Annotated in this window: 16 protein-coding genes; 6 read left to right on the top strand and 10 right to left on the bottom strand. The window is 64.6% G+C overall.

The features are described 5' to 3' along the window. Nucleotides 1–30 precede the first annotated feature (30 nt). The 4 genes from NFI08_RS20660 to NFI08_RS20645 all read left to right on the top strand — a co-directional run bounded on the left by NFI08_RS20660 (nt 31) and on the right by NFI08_RS20645 (nt 3,621). Entirely contained in the window at nt 31–645 is a 615-nt protein-coding gene (locus NFI08_RS20660) for a TRAP transporter small permease subunit (RefSeq protein WP_124803969.1), read from the top strand. Further along, a complete protein-coding gene (locus NFI08_RS20655) occupies nt 645–1,949 on the top strand; it encodes a TRAP transporter large permease (RefSeq protein ID WP_349591389.1) in 1,305 nt (434 codons plus the stop codon). The genes NFI08_RS20660 and NFI08_RS20655 overlap by 1 nt, the downstream gene beginning before the upstream one ends. A gap of 92 nt (nt 1,950–2,041) precedes the next feature. Further along, entirely contained in the window at nt 2,042–2,716 is a 675-nt protein-coding gene (locus NFI08_RS20650; protein ID WP_349591388.1) for a 2-dehydro-3-deoxy-6-phosphogalactonate aldolase, read from the top strand. Continuing rightward, nucleotides 2,713–3,621 (top strand): 2-dehydro-3-deoxygalactonokinase, encoded by a 909-nt coding sequence (locus NFI08_RS20645; RefSeq protein ID WP_349591387.1) that lies wholly within the window; start codon nt 2,713–2,715, stop codon nt 3,619–3,621. Before NFI08_RS20650 ends, NFI08_RS20645 begins: the two co-directional genes overlap by 4 nt. Nucleotides 3,622–3,950: 329 nt before the next feature. Here the strand turns inward: NFI08_RS20645 and NFI08_RS20640 are convergent, their stop codons facing one another. The 10 genes from NFI08_RS20640 to NFI08_RS20595 form a co-directional block, all read right to left on the bottom strand. Continuing rightward, entirely contained in the window at nt 3,951–4,259 is a 309-nt protein-coding gene (locus NFI08_RS20640) for a hypothetical protein (RefSeq protein WP_045995291.1), read from the bottom strand. Nucleotides 4,260–4,639: 380 nt separating this feature from the next. After that, entirely contained in the window at nt 4,640–5,179 is a 540-nt protein-coding gene (locus NFI08_RS20635) for a gluconokinase (RefSeq protein WP_349591386.1), read from the bottom strand. A gap of 144 nt (nt 5,180–5,323) precedes the next feature. After that, nucleotides 5,324–6,181 carry a nitrilase-related carbon-nitrogen hydrolase gene (locus NFI08_RS20630; RefSeq protein ID WP_124803961.1) on the bottom strand — a complete coding sequence of 286 codons (858 nt, stop codon included), beginning with the start codon at nt 6,179–6,181 and terminating at the stop codon, nt 5,324–5,326. A gap of 60 nt (nt 6,182–6,241) precedes the next feature. Then, a complete protein-coding gene (locus NFI08_RS20625) occupies nt 6,242–6,418 on the bottom strand; it encodes a hypothetical protein (protein WP_162816549.1) in 177 nt (58 codons plus the stop codon). 140 nt (nt 6,419–6,558) lie between these two features. Next, nucleotides 6,559–7,308, bottom strand: coding sequence for an SDR family oxidoreductase (locus NFI08_RS20620; RefSeq protein ID WP_108450189.1), 750 nt, complete (start codon nt 7,306–7,308; stop codon nt 6,559–6,561). Between the two features lie 154 nt (nt 7,309–7,462). Then, nucleotides 7,463–8,770 carry an MmgE/PrpD family protein gene (locus tag NFI08_RS20615; protein WP_349591385.1) on the bottom strand — a complete coding sequence of 436 codons (1,308 nt, stop codon included), beginning with the start codon at nt 8,768–8,770 and terminating at the stop codon, nt 7,463–7,465. A gap of 274 nt (nt 8,771–9,044) precedes the next feature. Next, a complete protein-coding gene (locus tag NFI08_RS20610; protein ID WP_108133013.1) occupies nt 9,045–9,938 on the bottom strand; it encodes a glycine betaine ABC transporter substrate-binding protein in 894 nt (297 codons plus the stop codon). Between the two features lie 45 nt (nt 9,939–9,983). Beyond that, a complete protein-coding gene (locus NFI08_RS20605) occupies nt 9,984–10,715 on the bottom strand; it encodes an ABC transporter permease (protein ID WP_222516702.1) in 732 nt (243 codons plus the stop codon). A 4-nt stretch (nt 10,716–10,719) separates the two neighbouring features. Continuing rightward, nucleotides 10,720–11,880 (bottom strand): ABC transporter ATP-binding protein, encoded by a 1,161-nt coding sequence (locus NFI08_RS20600; RefSeq protein WP_108133011.1) that lies wholly within the window; start codon nt 11,878–11,880, stop codon nt 10,720–10,722. A 187-nt stretch (nt 11,881–12,067) separates the two neighbouring features. Then, nucleotides 12,068–12,733 (bottom strand): ABC transporter permease, encoded by a 666-nt coding sequence (locus tag NFI08_RS20595; RefSeq protein WP_045995115.1) that lies wholly within the window; start codon nt 12,731–12,733, stop codon nt 12,068–12,070. Nucleotides 12,734–13,163: 430 nt separating this feature from the next. On the opposite strand from NFI08_RS20595, the gene NFI08_RS20590 reads away from it, so the two are divergent. Together NFI08_RS20590 and sufB are read left to right on the top strand one after the other, a co-directional pair. Next, a complete protein-coding gene (locus NFI08_RS20590) occupies nt 13,164–13,625 on the top strand; it encodes an SUF system Fe-S cluster assembly regulator (protein WP_045995116.1) in 462 nt (153 codons plus the stop codon). 79 nt (nt 13,626–13,704) lie between these two features. Beyond that, the gene (sufB, locus tag NFI08_RS20585) at nt 13,705–15,147 is read left to right on the top strand and encodes a Fe-S cluster assembly protein SufB (RefSeq protein WP_108450186.1); all 1,443 of its coding nucleotides are present in this window, start codon (nt 13,705–13,707) and stop codon (nt 15,145–15,147) included. The last annotated feature ends 23 nt before the right edge of the window (nt 15,148–15,170 follow it).

Here is a 15,170-nt window from a genome sequence, read left to right as displayed (position 1 = left end):
GTCGCGATACATCAATGTCGAGGATGTCTCATGAGTGACGAGACACGTGCAGGGCCTGGGCCCGACCCATCACCCGATCCGTCAACGGACAAGACGCCCGAGCGTGCCCCCGATGTGGTGCGCAGTCGGTTCGACCGTGGCGTGGTTCGGGTGGCCCAGTTCGCCGCCTGGCTGGTGTTCATCGCCATGGCCATCAGCGTCTATGAGGTGATCATGCGCTACGGCTTCGGCGCGCCCACCTCCTGGGTCCACGAGACCGTGGTCATGCTGGTGGCGGTCAGCTTCTGTCTCGGCGGCCCGGCCGCGCTGGCCTCCAACCGCCATATCCGGGTCAAGGTGCTCTACGACGCCGTGGGCCCGAGGTTCCGGCTGTGGCTCGACCGCTTCAATGACCTGGTCACCTTCGGCTTCTGCCTGGGCATGACCTACGCCGCCTGGGTGATGTTCTATGGCGCCTCCCACAACCCCCTCGGCGAGTGGCAACTGGAGCGCTCCGGCACCTCCTGGAACCCGCCGTTCCCCGCCCTGGTCAAGGGCATGATCCTCGCCGCGGTGGCGATCATGTGCGTCCAGGCGCTGATTCACCTGATCCAGTCGATCAAGGGCAAGCCCGCCCCCGATGCACCCGAAGGAGGCGCTGACTGATGAGCATCGCAGACGGAACCCTGCTGCTGGTCGGCGCCATCTTCGCGCTGCTGGTCACCGGCCTGCCGCTGGCCTTTATCACCGGCCTGGTGGCGCTGGCCTTTACCTTCGGCTGGTTCGGCCCCAACGCCCTGCCGCTGGTGACCAGCCGGGTCTACGGCTTCGTCACCGAGTACTCGCTGGTGGCGGTGCCGATGTTCGTGCTGATGGCCTCGCTGCTCGACCGATCGGGCATCGCCAAGGATCTGTTCAACGCCATGCGGGTGTTCGCCGGGCGACTGCCCGGGGGCGTCGCCGTGCAGACCGTGGTGGTGGCGTTCTTCCTGGCCGCGCTGTCCGGCATCATCGGCGGCGAGATCGTGCTGCTCGGCATCCTGGCGCTGCCGCAGATGCTCCGCCTCGGCTACGACAAGCACCTGTCGATCGGCGTGGTCTGCGCCGGCGGGGCGCTCGGTACCATGATGCCGCCGTCCATCGTGCTGATCATCTACGGCCTGATCGCCAGCGTCTCCATCGCCGACCTGTTTACCGCGGCGATCACCCCGGCGGTGATCCTGATGCTGTCCTACATCGGTTATGTGCTGGTGCGCTGCCTGCGCAACCCCGCCATGGGCCCGCCGATGAGCGAGGAGGACCGCAACGCCGGCTTCGCCTCCAAGGGCGCCGCGCTGCGCTCGATCATCGTGCCGGCGCTGATCGCCTTCATGGTGCTGGGCTCGATCTACGGTGGCGTGGCCTCGGTCACCGAGGCGGCGGCCATGGGCGTGTTCGGCGTGCTGCTGGCGGTGCTGGCCCGGGGCGAGTTCTCGTTCTCGATGATGCACCAGAGCCTGTCCCAGACCCTGGTGACCTGCGGCATGATCATCTGGATCGGCATCGGTGCCGCCGCCCTGGTCGGGGTCTACAACCTGATGGGCGGCAACCGCTTCATCTCCGGCATGATCATGGATCTGGACGTCTCGCCCATCGTGATCATCCTGGTGATGATGGCGATCCTGATCGTGCTCGGCATGTTCCTCGACTGGATCGGGGTGGCCATGCTGACCCTGCCGATCTTCGTGCCGATCATCGTGCAGCTGGGCTACAGCCCGATCTGGTTCGGCATCCTGTTCGCGGTGAACATGCAGGTGTCCTTCCTGTCGCCGCCGTTCGGACCTGCGGCCTTCTACCTGAAGGGCGTGGCGCCACCGGAGATCAGCCTCAAGGACATCTTCGTCGCGGTGCTGCCCTTTATCGCCCTGCAGCTATGTGTACTCGCGGCGCTGCTGGTGTGGCCCGAGATGGCCATGTGGCTAGTCAACTAGGTCTGAACCCTGACGGCGAAGGGCGGCATCAGCCGCCCTTCGCTTTATCATGGGGCTGAGTTTTCCTTCTTTTCGACTTCGAGGACTTTGCGATGAACGACGCTCAACGTCGCGTGCTGGACGCTGCCATGGCCGAGACGCCGCTGGTGGCGATCCTGCGTGGTATCACGCCGGACGAGATCGAGCCGGTCTGTCACGCCCTGGTCGAGGCCGGTTTCCGGCTGATCGAGATTCCGCTCAACTCGCCCGAGCCCTGGGTCAGCATCGAGCGCGCCGTGGCCTGTTGTCCCGATGACGTCTTGATCGGTGCCGGCACGGTGCTCGACGAAGACGATACCGCTCGGCTTGCCGAGCTCGGGGCGCCGCTGATGATCACCCCCAACACCGAGGCCGAGCTGGTGGCGTTGGGCGCCGAGCGTGGGCTTGCGCCGATGATCGGCTGCATGACCCCGACCGAAGCCTTGGCCGCGGTGCGGGCAGGGGCGATGGCACTCAAGCTGTTCCCGGCGGCACGCCTGGGCACCGGCTACTTCAAGGACATCAGTGCGATCCTGCCCAAGGGACTGCCGGTGCTGGCGGTGGGCGGTATCGATCGCTCCAACATGGCCGAGTGGCATGCCGTCGGCATCGCCGGCTTCGGTTTCGGCAGCAACCTCTACAAGCCCGGACGCAGCGCCGCCGAGGTGGGGGAGGTCGCACGCGAGCTGGTGGCCGAATGGCAGCGTCTGGCGGCTGACCAGGCAGGCCAGCAAGGGGGTGGCGCATGAGCCGGCGGCTGATCGCCATTGACTGGGGAACCAGCAACTTTCGGGCCTTTCTGGTGGACCGCGACAGCGGCGAGTGTCTCGATAGCGTGCGCTCGGATGCCGGGCTCAAGTCGTTGAGCACGGAAGAATTCCCGCATTACTGCGAGGCCCAGGTCGGGGCCTGGCGAAAGGGCGGTGAAGTGCCGGTCTACCTGTCGGGCATGGTCGGCTCGGCGCGGGGCTGGAGCGAAGCACCGCAGCTCGAGGTGCCGCGTTCGGCCACCGACCTGGCCGACAATGTCGTAGCGGCGCCGGGGCTGGACAACGCCTGGATCGTGCCTGGCCTCAAGGTGGTGCGCGAGGATCACGTCGACGTGATGCGCGGCGAGGAGATCCAGGCCTTCGGTGCACTGGCGCTGCTGGGCTTGTCCGCCGGGGTCTGCTGTCTGCCGGGCACCCACAGCAAGTGGGCCCGTCTGGAAGGAGAGCGGCTGATCGACTTCTCCACGGTGATGACCGGCGAGCTCTATCATGCGGTGCGGTTTCATACCCTGCCGGGAGAGCCGGCCAGGGGCAGCGACGCCCACGACGCCGATGGCTTTGCCCAGGGGCTGGCGGCGGCGGACCATCCGGCGGGCTTGATGCACGCCCTGTTCGAAGGCCGAAGCCGCCACCTGTACGCAGGGCTTGGCGCCCACCAGGTGGGCAGTTTTCTGTCCGGGGTGCTGATCGGCGCCGAGGTGCTGGCCCAGCGCGAGCATCTGCTGAACCACCAGGGCGCGGTGGTACTGGTCGGCTCGTCCAGTCTCAATCCGCTCTACCGCCAGGCGCTGGAGCGCCAGGGCATTCGCGTCGAGGAAGTCGACAGCGACAACGCCACCCTGGCCGGGCTGGTTGCCTTGGCTGAACGCCATCGCGCGGGCTGATTGTCTGGGCCAGGTCACTAGGGCTGAATTACCCAAGCCTAGTCACCCAAGCCTAGTCACCAAGGCCTGATCACCAGTGTCTTGATCATCGGCGTCTTGTCATCAGCGATGATATCTGCACGCCAGCGGTGGGGAGTCTAGGCCGAAGCCTGGGAGGTGGCCCAAATGGGCCATCACAGGCATCAAGGACCGGTGACCGATGCAGTTTCGGGACGGTCCTTGATGTCCGCTGGGGCTTGATGCCTATCTAGATTGTTTCAGGTGCCAGGTTTTAGGTGCCAGGCGATTGCCAGGTACGGCGTGACCATACAAGGCGCGGCCGCCAGGATTCAGGACGGGCGGAACTCGCCACTGGCGGTGGAGGACAGACCGTCAAAGGCACCATGACCGACAAAGGTCATGTCGTTGAAATCCAGCACGTAGCGCAGCGCCAGCTGTTGCTCCTCGAGTCCGTAGACGAAGATCCGGTGCTCATCGACCGGGGTCGCCAGGTAGGCGGAGCTGATGTCCTGAGCTTTCTGGGACGGTGAATTGCCGCCCAGGCGATGACGCATGCGGGTGGCATTCTCGAAGACGACGCCCCAGGTGGTGCCGTCACAGTTGAATTCAAACGTCTTGCCTACCATTGGATCTGTCATGGGAGCCTCCTGTCTGCTGATATCGACGCGCTGGCCAACTGTACTGACTAATCAGTAACGTATCGTCCGATAACGTGCTGACGAGTTACGTGCTGACCAGCGACGCGCTGATGTCGACGTTCCGTTGTCGACGGCCGGTTGTTGCCGCGATTTGCCGGGATGCGGTCAATGCTGTTCGCCGTCGGTGCTGGTGGTCGACCAGAGTTGCAACATGACGACTTGGTGACAATTCTACGGACTTCATTACTGCTGCATGGGCGAGAAACTTTGCCTTCGCGCTATCACCGATAAAAAAGCTGACAGTAGCCTGTCAGGAAAGGGCGGCGCCGAGGTCAGGTGGGGTCTCACTGCGACAGGTCGTTCAGCGCTGGCATCCAGGACTACCGACGGCTCGCAAGCTGTGCCAGGAAGTCATCGATGATGGCATCGGGGGTCATCTGGATATCGCAACGGATGGCCTCGTCATCGCCTGGCATTTCCAGGGTGGCGAGCTGACTCCTGAGCATGTGCTCGCCGGCGAAGAAGTGCTGTCCACGGCTGTTCAGCCGCTCCAGCAGGACCTCGTGGCTGCCATGGAGGTAGAGAATCTCCAGCGCGGGTGCTCCTTCGCGCAGCAGGTCCCGATACTGGCGCTTGAGCGCCGAGCAGCCGATGACAAGCGATTGCCCCTGCTCGTGGTGCTTCCGGTAGAGCCCTGCCAGGGTGGCAAGCCAACCCTGACGATCCTCGTCGGTGAGCGGTTCTCCGCGGGACATCTTGGCGATGTTATCGGGGCTGTGGTGGTCGTCACCATCGATAAACCGCGCGTCGATTCGTTCGGCCAGCAGTTTGCCGATGTACGATTTTCCCGAACCGGACACGCCCATGACGAGCAGGCAAGAAGGAGAGGAAAGGCCGCTGGATCGAGACGATGTTGTCATAGGTGGCGCCGAAAAGTGTCTGCAAGTTGGAAGCGTTATCCTAGCATTTTTACCTTGAGAATTCTCGGCGCCGGGCGTCTCGATACCGTTGTCGAAAGCGCTGTCGATACCGTTGTCGAAAGCGCTACGCGAACCGGCGCTGTATCAGCGATAGCCGCTCATCAGTTCGCGAATCAGGGGGCTGTCGGCGTCACGCAGGGTCGGCAGTTCGAAGCGTGCCCTGGCGATGGCGGTGCGTGACAGTTCGGCGCAGATCAGGGTCTCGCGATCCTCGGCCTCGGCCAGGCTCTCGCCGCGTGGGCCGAGGATGCGCGACCCACCCCAGAAGTGGCTGTCGCCTTCAGGTCCATAGCGGTTGGCCATCAACACCGGCGTGCCATAGGTCATGGCGTAAAAGCGCACGTTGAGCGCCCAGTTTTCCTCGTTGGAAAAGTCCTCGGAGACGATGCCGGAGGCCGAATTGATCGGTGCACACAGTACCGTCGGCCGTGCCAGCAGGGCGGCATGCACCAGCGCCGGATTCCACAGGTCGGCGCAGATCATCGAGGTGGTGCTCCAGCCGGGGCGCACCGCCACCTCGGTCAGCCTGGCGCCATGGCTGAACCACTTGCCTTCCTCGAGTCCGCCGTAGGTGGGCAGGTTGAGCTTGCGGTGGACCGCCGCGATGCGGCCGTCCTGGAGGATCGCCAGGGCGTTGTAGATCTCGCCGGGGCTCGCTTCCTCGACGAAGCCGACGATGACCTGCATGCCGGCGGCCGCCTTGGCCAGCTGGATCAGCCGCGGGTCTTCCGATGGCATGGCCACCTCCAGCACCCGCGGGCCCAGGCCGTAACCGGTCAATGAGAGCTCCGGAAAGACCAGCAATTCCACGCCACGACGGCGGGCGTCATGAATCACGTCGAGGTGATGGGCGAGATTGGCCTCGACGTCACCAAGGCGCGCGTTGATCTGGGCGCAGGCGACCTGTAGCTGGTCCTGATGCTGCTTGGCCTGATGCTGCATTGCTGGAATTCCTGAGGGTGGGGGCAGGGCGCCACAAGGTGCCGCAATTTGCCCGGCGGATCAACGTTCCTCACTGCTGTCGCTGTTGTCTCTGCTGCGCCCGGGCGTTGCGTCGCGGATGGCGTCGCTTTCCTGGGGAGGCTGCAGCTTGCGTTTGAGCAGGCGAAAGCCGATCCAGTGGAAGACCACCAGCCCGACGAGGACCGCGACGATAAGGAGATAGAAGCGAGTGTCCATAGAAGGGGCTCCGTTTGAGGCCCCGGACCGCCCGGGGCCGAAAAAATGCCTGACAGCAACATCTTCTATACGTCAAAAAGACAGACGGCGAGGCGACCTGGGTCACGAGCCGACGAAACCAGGCGCTTGTCAGACGAGCCCTAACGACCTCCGGCGGGGTCGATAAAGGACCCCGTGACATAGGAGGCCGCGTCGGACAGCAGCCAGACGATGGCCTCGGCGACCTCTTCCGGACGACCGGCACGCCCCAGCGGACAGCCGGGCCCGAGTTCAGCCAGCCGCTCCGGTCGACCTGCCCGGGCATGGATATCGGTCTCGATCAGCCCTGGACGTACGGCATTGACGCGAATGCCACGGGGGCCCAGTTCCTTGCTCAAGCCGATGGTCAGCGTATCCAGTGCGCCCTTGCTGGCGGCGTAGTCGACGTACTCGTTGGGTGAGCCCAGGCGAGAGGCCATGGAGCTGACGTTGACCAGGGCGCCATGGTCGATCAGGGCGCGCGCGGCTTCCCGGGCGACCAGCAGGGCGCCGAGCACATTGGTGTCGACCACCTGACGCAGGCGCTCCACTGACATATCCGTCAGTGCCATGGAGGGCGCCACGATGCCGGCGTTGTTGACCACCCCGGTGATCGGGCCCAGACGTTGTCGCGTGCTGGCAAACAGCGCCATCACCTGGGCCTCCTCGACCACGTCGGCCTGAAGGGCAATGGCGCCGTCTTCGCCGGTCAGCGCCTGACAGGCTGCCAGGGTGTCCCGGGCGGCAGCGTCATCGCTGCGGTAGCTGAAGGCGACTCGCGCACCGGCACGGGCGCAGGCCAGGGCGGTGGCGCGGCCGATGCCGCGGGAGCCGCCGGTGATCAAGATGACGTCGGAGGGGGCGAAAGGCATGTCGAATCCTCGGGTAGCGGTCTCATCTGCCTATCCTTGGCGCTTTCACGGCGCTTGTCACCTTTGCCACCTTTGTCACCCATGGCACCTTTGTCACCCTAGCCACCTCCCGTCTTGTTCGACGCCCTGGGCTCGCGCGTTCAAGCTCGCGCGTTCAAGGTTGTCCCAGCAACCTCAGCAGATCGCCGATGGGGCGTGTTTCCAGGGTGCCGACGACCTCCTCGATCTCATTGGCGCGTGCGCCCAGCACCGGGCTCGCCAGGGCCTGAAACTTGGCCGCGATCTCGTCATCGCTCAGCGGATTGTGAGGATTGCCGCGGGCTTCCATGGCAGGGCTTTGAATACGGCGGCCATCGCGCAGGTGCAGCGTAGCGCTGGCCCAGCGCTCGGCCGGAAAGCGTGCGTTGTAGTCATCGCATTCGGTGATCGTCACCCGCCGTGACAGCGCCACGAGATCGTCGTCGCCGAGATCCCGGCTGATGGCGGCGACGTCGATGGTGCCTCGATCGAGGGCGCAGGCGACCGACCAGGGCAGGCTGTACTGGGCCTGTTCGGTCGTGGTCGGGGCGACGGTGTGCAGGCGCCTGGCCTCGTGGAAGGTGGTGATCTCGATGCGTTCGATGTTCTCCACCTGGCGTTCGGCGGCGGGTATGGCGAGTACCGCCTCCACCGCCGGCTGGGCCCAGCGGCATACCGGATAGGCCTTGAAGTACTGTTCCGACAGGTAGTCGCGCCGTCCCAGATCTCCCCATACCGCGGCTTGCTGCTCGTCGCACAGGGTCACCGCCGGGGCGCCGGTGAAGCCGTCCTCGGCCAGCAGCGTGGCCGCGACGCCGGCCTGGGCACCCCAGCCGGAGCCATCCTTGAGCATGGTGGGGTGATCGATGCAGCGCATCATCTGGCTGCGCGGGCCATAGAATTCGGCGATGCCGAGGGCGTGTTCCAGCTGGGCCGGGTCGAGGCCCTTGAGGCGCGCGGTCACCGCTGCCACACCGAGGGCATTCCACGCCCCCGAGGTGTGGTAGTCGGGGCTCGAGGCGTGCAGCGCGATGCCGGCCCGGGTGGCGATCTCGTAGCCCATCGCCAGCAGGCCGAGAAAATCCCTGCCGCTGACCTTGTCGATCTCGGGCAGCGCCAGCAGTCCCGGCAGGATGGCAACGCCGGCGTGGCCCTTGGTCAGCACCTGACCGTCGTGGGCGTCGAGTGCATCTATCAGCCAGGCACCGTGCAGGGCAACGCCGGTAGCCGACGCCGTTGACGATGTAAACAGCAAGGGGCGATCCCCCGCGTGCTGCACCCTGACGTAGCTCCGTGCGTGCTCGGCCAGGGCAGTGTCGGTGGCGCCGGCGGCGACGCCGATCAGGTCGACCAGGCAGCGCTTGGCGTGGCGGTACTGAGCGTCATCGAGGCGGTCGAGGGGAGACGTGAGGATCCAGTGGATGACGTCCCGGGAAGTGCTCATGGGGAGGTCCTTTGTCGAACAAGGGGAGCAGCAAGGGAGGAGGCGGGGCGACCGGTTGTTGCTGGTTGAGTGCCCGGTTGCCGCACGCTGGCGAGCTAGGGCTTGTCTGAAAAGTGCCTGCGCTCGGTAATACGGCGTTAAAAATCGGATCAACATGCTCATTTACACCCCGTAAACTGCGCTGTCTCACCGATTTTTGCCTTGTCTAACCTTCGCTCGTCGACTTTTCGGACAGCGCCTAAGAAAAAGGCCCCCGAACGGGGGCCTTGAAGGGTCACAGCAGGTCGTTGTCCTCGAGGAAGGACTCGGCGACGTCCTCGATGGTCTCGCGCTCGACGTCCACTCGGGCGTTGAGGCTCGCCATGGTGTCGTCATCGAGCAGCGCCGACAGCGCGTTCATCTGCTCTGCGAGCTCCGGGTTGGCGTCCAGGGTGTCCTGGCGGACCACCGGGGTCAGGGCGTAGGCCGGGAAGAAGCCCTGGTCGTCTTCGAGGATCTGGAAGTCGAAGGCCGGCACACGACCGTCGGTGGCAAACACCAGGCCGATATCGACCTGGCCGTCGCGCAGCGCCTGATAGACCAGGCCGGAGTCCATGCGCTTGACGGCGCCACGCTCGACGCGGAAGTCGTAGGCGCGCTGCAGCGGACGCCAGCCGTCTTCGCGGGCGTAGAACTCGGCGTTCATGGCAAAGGCAAGCTCTTCACCGTCATTCACCGCGGACGCCAGGTCGGACAGCGTACTGATGCCCGTTTCCTCCACGCTCTCGGCGCGCATGGCAAGCGCGTAGGTGTTGTTGGCGGCGGAAGGCTCGAGCCACACCAGGCCCTTCTCGCCGTCCAGTTCCTTGACGCGCTGGTAGGTCTCGTCGGCGGACAGCGATTCGGTGACGTCGTTGTAGTTGATCAGCGAGGTGCCGGTGTACTCCCAGTAGAGGTCGATCTGGCCGTTTTCCTGAGCCTGGCGCAGCACCGCCGAGCCCATGCCGGCGCGGGTGTCGACGTCGTAGCCGAGGCCGTCCAGATACTGGGTGGTCATGCTGGCCAGCAGCTGCTGCTCGGTGAAGTTCTTGCCACCGATCACTATCTCGTCGGCACTGGCGGTCGTCGTGGCGGTAGCCGTAGCGGTAAACAGGGCCAGGCCGGTCAGGGTGGTCATCAGGGTCTTCATGCGAATATCTCCTTGCAGGGTGTCGTTGTTGGAAAGCCGAGGTGTTCAGGCTCGCGCCGGATTGACGCCGCGCGGCACCACGATGAAGGCCACGCCGGCCACCAGGGCGTCCACCAGGATCGCCAGCAGGGCGGTGGGGATGGCCCCGGACAGCATCATGATCGGATCGTAGAGATCGATGCCGGTGAAAATCAGCTCACCCAGTCCGCCTGCGCCGATCAAAAAGGCCAGGGGCACCGTGCCGACGTTGATGGTCAGGGCGGTACGGATACCGGCGAAGATGACGTAGAGGGCATTGGGCAGTTCCACCTTGAAAAGGCGCTGGGTCGGTGACATGCCGATCCCGGCAGCGGCCTCCTTGAGCGCCGGCGAGACGCCCTTGAGTCCGGCGTAGGTGTTGCGCGCGATGGGCAGCAGGGTGGCCACGAACAGGCCAAACACCGCCGGCACGGTACCGATGCCGAGAAAGCTCATGGACAGCGCCAGCACCGCCAGGGTGGGGATGGTGGTGCCGACGTTGAGCACCTGCATCATCGATTCCGCGGCCTTGGCCATGCTCGGGCGCGACAGCCACACCCCCAGCGGGATCGCGACCAGGATCGCCAGGCTGCCCGACAGCAAGGTCAGCCACAGGTGCTGGACCACCAGATACTGGACGTCGGGCAGGTACCACAGGAAGTCATCGATGGCGCCGCTGGCCTGGGCCCATACCCCGAGCAGGAAGATGACAATCAGGGCAAGGACGAGTCCGGCGCTTTTCAGGCTTCGAATCAGCATCGGCTCACTCCTTGGGCTCGGCGGCCACGGCGGACGTCTCGCGCTGCTTGGTACGGAAGCGGGCGCCCAGGTGGTGGGTCATGGCGCGCTGGGTGATCTGCCCGCAGACGCGGCCCTCCTCGTCGACGCAGGGCAGCCAGGTGATGTCCTGGGCGAACATCAGCGAGGCCACCTTGCGCAGGTCGTCGTCGAGACTCACCGTGGCCGGCACGTTCTGGAAGTGGTCGCGGCAGTAGCCCTTGGTGGTGCGGGCCAGGGAGCGGCTGATCAGGCCCACCGGCTGTCGCTTGTCGTTGATCATCAGGATCGAATTCTGGTAGCCGAAGTCGTCGATGCGTGCGAGCGCCGTGGTCAGGGTGTCCTCCGGCTTGACGGTACCGATCTCATCGCTGACCACTTCGGCGACCTTGACCAGATTCAGCCGCTTGAGCGCGCGGTCCTCGCCCAGGAAGGATTCGACGAAGGCATTCTTCGGCGCCGCCAGCAGGTCGTCGGGGGACGAGTACTGCACCAGCTTGCCCTCGCGGAACACCGCGACCCGATCCCCCATCTTGATCGCCTCGTCGATATCGTGGCTGACGAACATGATGGTCTTCTTCAGGTCCTGCTGCATCTTCAGGAATTCATCCTGGATCACCGCCCGGTTGATCGGGTCGATGGCGCCGAAGGGCTCGTCCATCAGCATCACGGGGGGATCGGCGGCCAGTGCCCGGGCCACACCGATGCGTTGCTGTTGACCACCGGATAGCTCGGACGGATAGCGCTTGAGAAAGGCGTCGGGTTCCAGCGCGATCATGTGCATCAGCTCGCGGGCACGCTCCTTGTAGCGCGCCTTGTCCCAGCCCAGCAGCTTGGGCACCACCGCGATGTTCTCCTCGATGGTCATGTTGGGGAACAGGCCGATCTGCTGGATGACGTAGCCGATGTTGCGGCGCAGGTCCTGGGTGTCCATGCCGGTGGTGTCATCGCCATTGATGAACACCTTGCCGGAGGAGGGCTTCACGATCCGGTTGATCATCTTGAGGGTGGTGGTCTTGCCGCAGCCGGAGGGGCCGAGCAGGATGCAGATCTCGCCGCTGGGGACCTCCATGTTGATGTGGTCGGCGGCGACGACCGCGCCCTTGGGCGTATCGAAGACCTTGGTCAGGTTTTCCAGACGAATCATGAGCAAATCCTTGTATGCAAGTCGGCGTCGGCGAGCTCCGGGTCGTCGATGGGCGTCGACGGTGCCGCTGTCGAGGCGGCGGCTCACCTGTTGTCGTGTCGACGTTCCGGCTGCGCTCGGACGGTGTGGCGTACAGGACGCCAGCCGCCGCAGCGGCATTTCCGCGACGTTGCCGGAACACAAATGATCAGGCGGCGTTGGCGGCGCCTTCCATGCCCTTGGGCGTGAAGCGCTTCTGCACCGCCAGCAGGCCGTAGTCGACGATGATCGCCAGCAGGCTGACCGCCACCGCGCCGACGATCAGCTGGCGCGGGTCGGACTGGGAGATACCACGGCTGATAAAGGTGCCGAGACCGCCAGCGCCGATATAGGCGGCGATCGCCATGACGCCGATATTGAGCACCACGGCGGTGCGCACCCCGGCCATGATCACCGGCACCGCCAGCGGGATCTCGACCATCCGCAGGCGCTGGCGGTGGCTCATGCCGATGCCACGGGCAGCCTCGCGCAGGGCCGGGTCGACGTTGTTGATGGCGGTGTAGGTGTTACGAATGATCGGTAATTGGGAGTACAGCAGCACCGCGATCACCGCCGGCAGGTAGCCGATGCCCTGACCGATCAGCGACAGCACCGGAATCATGATCCCGAACAGCGCGATGGAGGGCACGGTGACGATGATCGACGCGGCGTAGAGCACCGCCTGGGCGACGCGCTCGTTGCGGGTGATGGCGATGCCGATGGGCACCCCGGTGAGGGTGGCGATGCCGACGGCAACGCCCACCAGCGAGATGTGCTCGAGGGTCCGGGACAACAGCAGGTCGGCGTTGTCCAGGGCGTACTGAATCAGTTCCAAGGCAATAGCTCCTGTCGAGGCCTCGCGGCGGGGTGAGTCGGGCCTGTGAACGGCCCTGGGCCAGGACACACGTCATCGGCTCGGCCTGACAAGAGGCGAGGCGTTGCGTTCACTGGCCGTTGATACGGCACAAGCTTAGCAGAATGAAGTATCTATTTGGTTTGATCATGAATGACGATCTGCAATGACGGGAATTGATGGATCTGATGCTTGGGGGTGAGGCTGTCAACCCGGACGCATAGTTAAAGTAAATGAGAATGATTGGTTTTATTGTGTCTATCGGCGGCGATCGTGCCGAGAACGTGAGGACTATCGACGTGATAGATGTGTGCCGCTCTTCACATGGAGGTTATACAGGACTAAAATGGTCCCCAATCGAAGCAGGGGCTGAGCCCTGCACCGACGAGGGGAACTCCCCGAGGAGATGGGCATGCTGAAGCTTTCCCGGTTGACGGACTATGCGGCGGTGGTGATGGCACAGATCGCACGTCACCCCCAGCAGCCGCACGCCGCCGGAGAGCTCGCCGAAGCGGTGCAGTTGCCTCACCCCACGGTGAGCAAGACGCTGAAGATGCTGGTGCGCGCGGGACTGCTGGTGTCCCGGCGCGGCGCCCAGGGTGGCTACTACCTGGCGCGTCCTGCCTCGGAGATCACCGCCAGCGACATCATCGCGGCCATCGAAGGGCCGGTGGCGGTGACCGAATGCAGCCACGCCGATGGCGAATGCGACCTGGCCTCCACCTGCGGGGTGGCCGACAACTGGCAGCGAGTGTCGCTGGCGATCCGCGAACTGCTCGACAGCATCACCCTGGCGCACCTGGCCGACAGCGCGCCGCTGAAGCTGCCGATTCGCCTGCCGATCCAGAGCATCAGCCTGGCGGCGGAAGCCTGACCAGCGCCTCATCGACATCGACTTCATTACCCTGGGCGGGTAACGCCCGCCGACCGAACCGTCCGGGAGGGGACACATCATGGCAAGTCAGGAAATGGAACAGCTCGTCCGTCGCGAATATAAAGAAGGATTCGTGACCGACATCGAGAGCGACACGATCCCGCCGGGGCTGGATGAAGACACCATCGCTTTCATCTCCAAGAAGAAGGGTGAGCCGCAGTGGATGCTCGATTGGCGCCTTGACGCCTACCGTCAGTGGCTGAAGATGACCGCGCCGTCCTGGGCCCATCTGGACTATCCGCCCATCGACTACCAGGCGATCTCGTATTTCAGCGCGCCCAAGCGTGAGGAAGACAAGCCCCAGAGCCTCGACGAGGTGGACCCCAAGCTGCTCGAAACCTACGAGAAGCTGGGCATCCCGCTGCATGAGCGTGCGGCCCTGGCTGGCGTCGCCGTGGACGCGGTGTTCGACTCGGTGTCGGTGACCACCACCTTCAAGGACAAGCTGGCCGAGGCCGGCGTGATCTTCTGCTCCATCTCCGAGGCGATCCGCGACTATCCGGAGCTGGTCAAGCAGTACCTGGGTACCGTGGTGCCGACCAGCGACAACTACTTTGCCGCGCTCAACTCGGCGGTGTTCACCGACGGCTCGTTTGTGTTCGTGCCGGAAGGCGTGACCTGCCCGATGGAGCTGTCCACCTACTTCCGCATCAACGCCGCCAACACCGGCCAGTTCGAGCGCACCCTGATCGTGTGCGAGAAGAAGGCCCAGGTGTCCTACCTGGAAGGCTGCACCGCACCGATGCGTGACGAGAACCAGCTGCACGCCGCGGTGGTGGAACTGGTGGCGCTGGAAGACGCCAGCATCAAGTACTCCACGGTGCAGAACTGGTATCCGGGTGACGAGGACGGCAAGGGCGGCATCTACAACTTCGTCACCAAGCGTGGCGACTGCCGTGGCGACCGTTCCCACATCAGCTGGACCCAGGTCGAGACCGGCTCTGCCATCACCTGGAAGTACCCGTCCTGCATCCTGCGTGGCAAGGACTCCATCGGCGAGTTCTACTCGGTGGCGGTGACCAACGGTCGCCAGCAGGCCGATACCGGCACCAAGATGATCCACCTGGGCGAGGGCTCCAAGTCCACCATCGTCTCCAAGGGTATCTCCGCCGGGCGTTCCAACCAGTCCTATCGTGGTCTGGTCAAGGTCGGCCCGCGGGCCAAGGGTGCGCGCAACTTTACCCAGTGTGATTCGCTGCTGATCGGCGATACCTGCGGTGCCCACACCTTCCCGTACCAGGAGATCGGCAACTCGACGGCCACGGTGGAGCACGAGGCGACCACCTCCAAGATCGGCGAGGACCAGCTGTTCTACTGCCAGAGCCGCGGTATCTCCGAGGAAGACGCGGTCAACATGATCGTCAACGGCTTCTGCAAGGACGTCTTCCAGGAGCTGCCGATGGAGTTTGCGGTCGAGGCAGAGGCGCTGCTCAACGTGACGCTCGAAGGCGCGGTGGGCTGACCCCCGGCGCTATATACCACCCT

Origin of the sequence: Halomonas sp. EF61, assembly GCF_040147045.1 — a bacterium.
Taxonomy (GTDB): Bacteria; Pseudomonadota; Gammaproteobacteria; order Pseudomonadales; family Halomonadaceae; genus Halomonas; species Halomonas litopenaei.
The sequence above is the reverse complement of the archived record's forward strand: the minus strand, read 5'-3'. Positions and strand labels throughout refer to the sequence as shown.

What these genes read in the sequence shown, in the direction of transcription:
- NFI08_RS20660 (WP_124803969.1), top strand. Translation starts at nt 31, where the DNA reads ATGAGTGACGAGACACGTGCAGGGCCTGGGCCCGACCCATCACCCGAT.
- NFI08_RS20655 (WP_349591389.1), top strand. Translation starts at nt 645, where the DNA reads ATGAGCATCGCAGACGGAACCCTGCTGCTGGTCGGCGCCATCTTCGCG.
- NFI08_RS20650 (WP_349591388.1), top strand. Translation starts at nt 2,042, where the DNA reads ATGAACGACGCTCAACGTCGCGTGCTGGACGCTGCCATGGCCGAGACG.
- NFI08_RS20645 (WP_349591387.1), top strand. Translation starts at nt 2,713, where the DNA reads ATGAGCCGGCGGCTGATCGCCATTGACTGGGGAACCAGCAACTTTCGG.
- NFI08_RS20640 (WP_045995291.1), bottom strand. Translation starts at nt 4,259, where the DNA reads ATGACAGATCCAATGGTAGGCAAGACGTTTGAATTCAACTGTGACGGC.
- NFI08_RS20635 (WP_349591386.1), bottom strand. Translation starts at nt 5,179, where the DNA reads ATGACAACATCGTCTCGATCCAGCGGCCTTTCCTCTCCTTCTTGCCTG.
- NFI08_RS20630 (WP_124803961.1), bottom strand. Translation starts at nt 6,181, where the DNA reads ATGCAGCATCAGGCCAAGCAGCATCAGGACCAGCTACAGGTCGCCTGC.
- NFI08_RS20625 (WP_162816549.1), bottom strand. Translation starts at nt 6,418, where the DNA reads ATGGACACTCGCTTCTATCTCCTTATCGTCGCGGTCCTCGTCGGGCTG.
- NFI08_RS20620 (WP_108450189.1), bottom strand. Translation starts at nt 7,308, where the DNA reads ATGCCTTTCGCCCCCTCCGACGTCATCTTGATCACCGGCGGCTCCCGC.
- NFI08_RS20615 (WP_349591385.1), bottom strand. Translation starts at nt 8,770, where the DNA reads ATGAGCACTTCCCGGGACGTCATCCACTGGATCCTCACGTCTCCCCTC.
- NFI08_RS20610 (WP_108133013.1), bottom strand. Translation starts at nt 9,938, where the DNA reads ATGAAGACCCTGATGACCACCCTGACCGGCCTGGCCCTGTTTACCGCT.
- NFI08_RS20605 (WP_222516702.1), bottom strand. Translation starts at nt 10,715, where the DNA reads ATGCTGATTCGAAGCCTGAAAAGCGCCGGACTCGTCCTTGCCCTGATT.
- NFI08_RS20600 (WP_108133011.1), bottom strand. Translation starts at nt 11,880, where the DNA reads ATGATTCGTCTGGAAAACCTGACCAAGGTCTTCGATACGCCCAAGGGC.
- NFI08_RS20590 (WP_045995116.1), top strand. Translation starts at nt 13,164, where the DNA reads ATGCTGAAGCTTTCCCGGTTGACGGACTATGCGGCGGTGGTGATGGCA.
- sufB (WP_108450186.1), top strand. Translation starts at nt 13,705, where the DNA reads ATGGCAAGTCAGGAAATGGAACAGCTCGTCCGTCGCGAATATAAAGAA.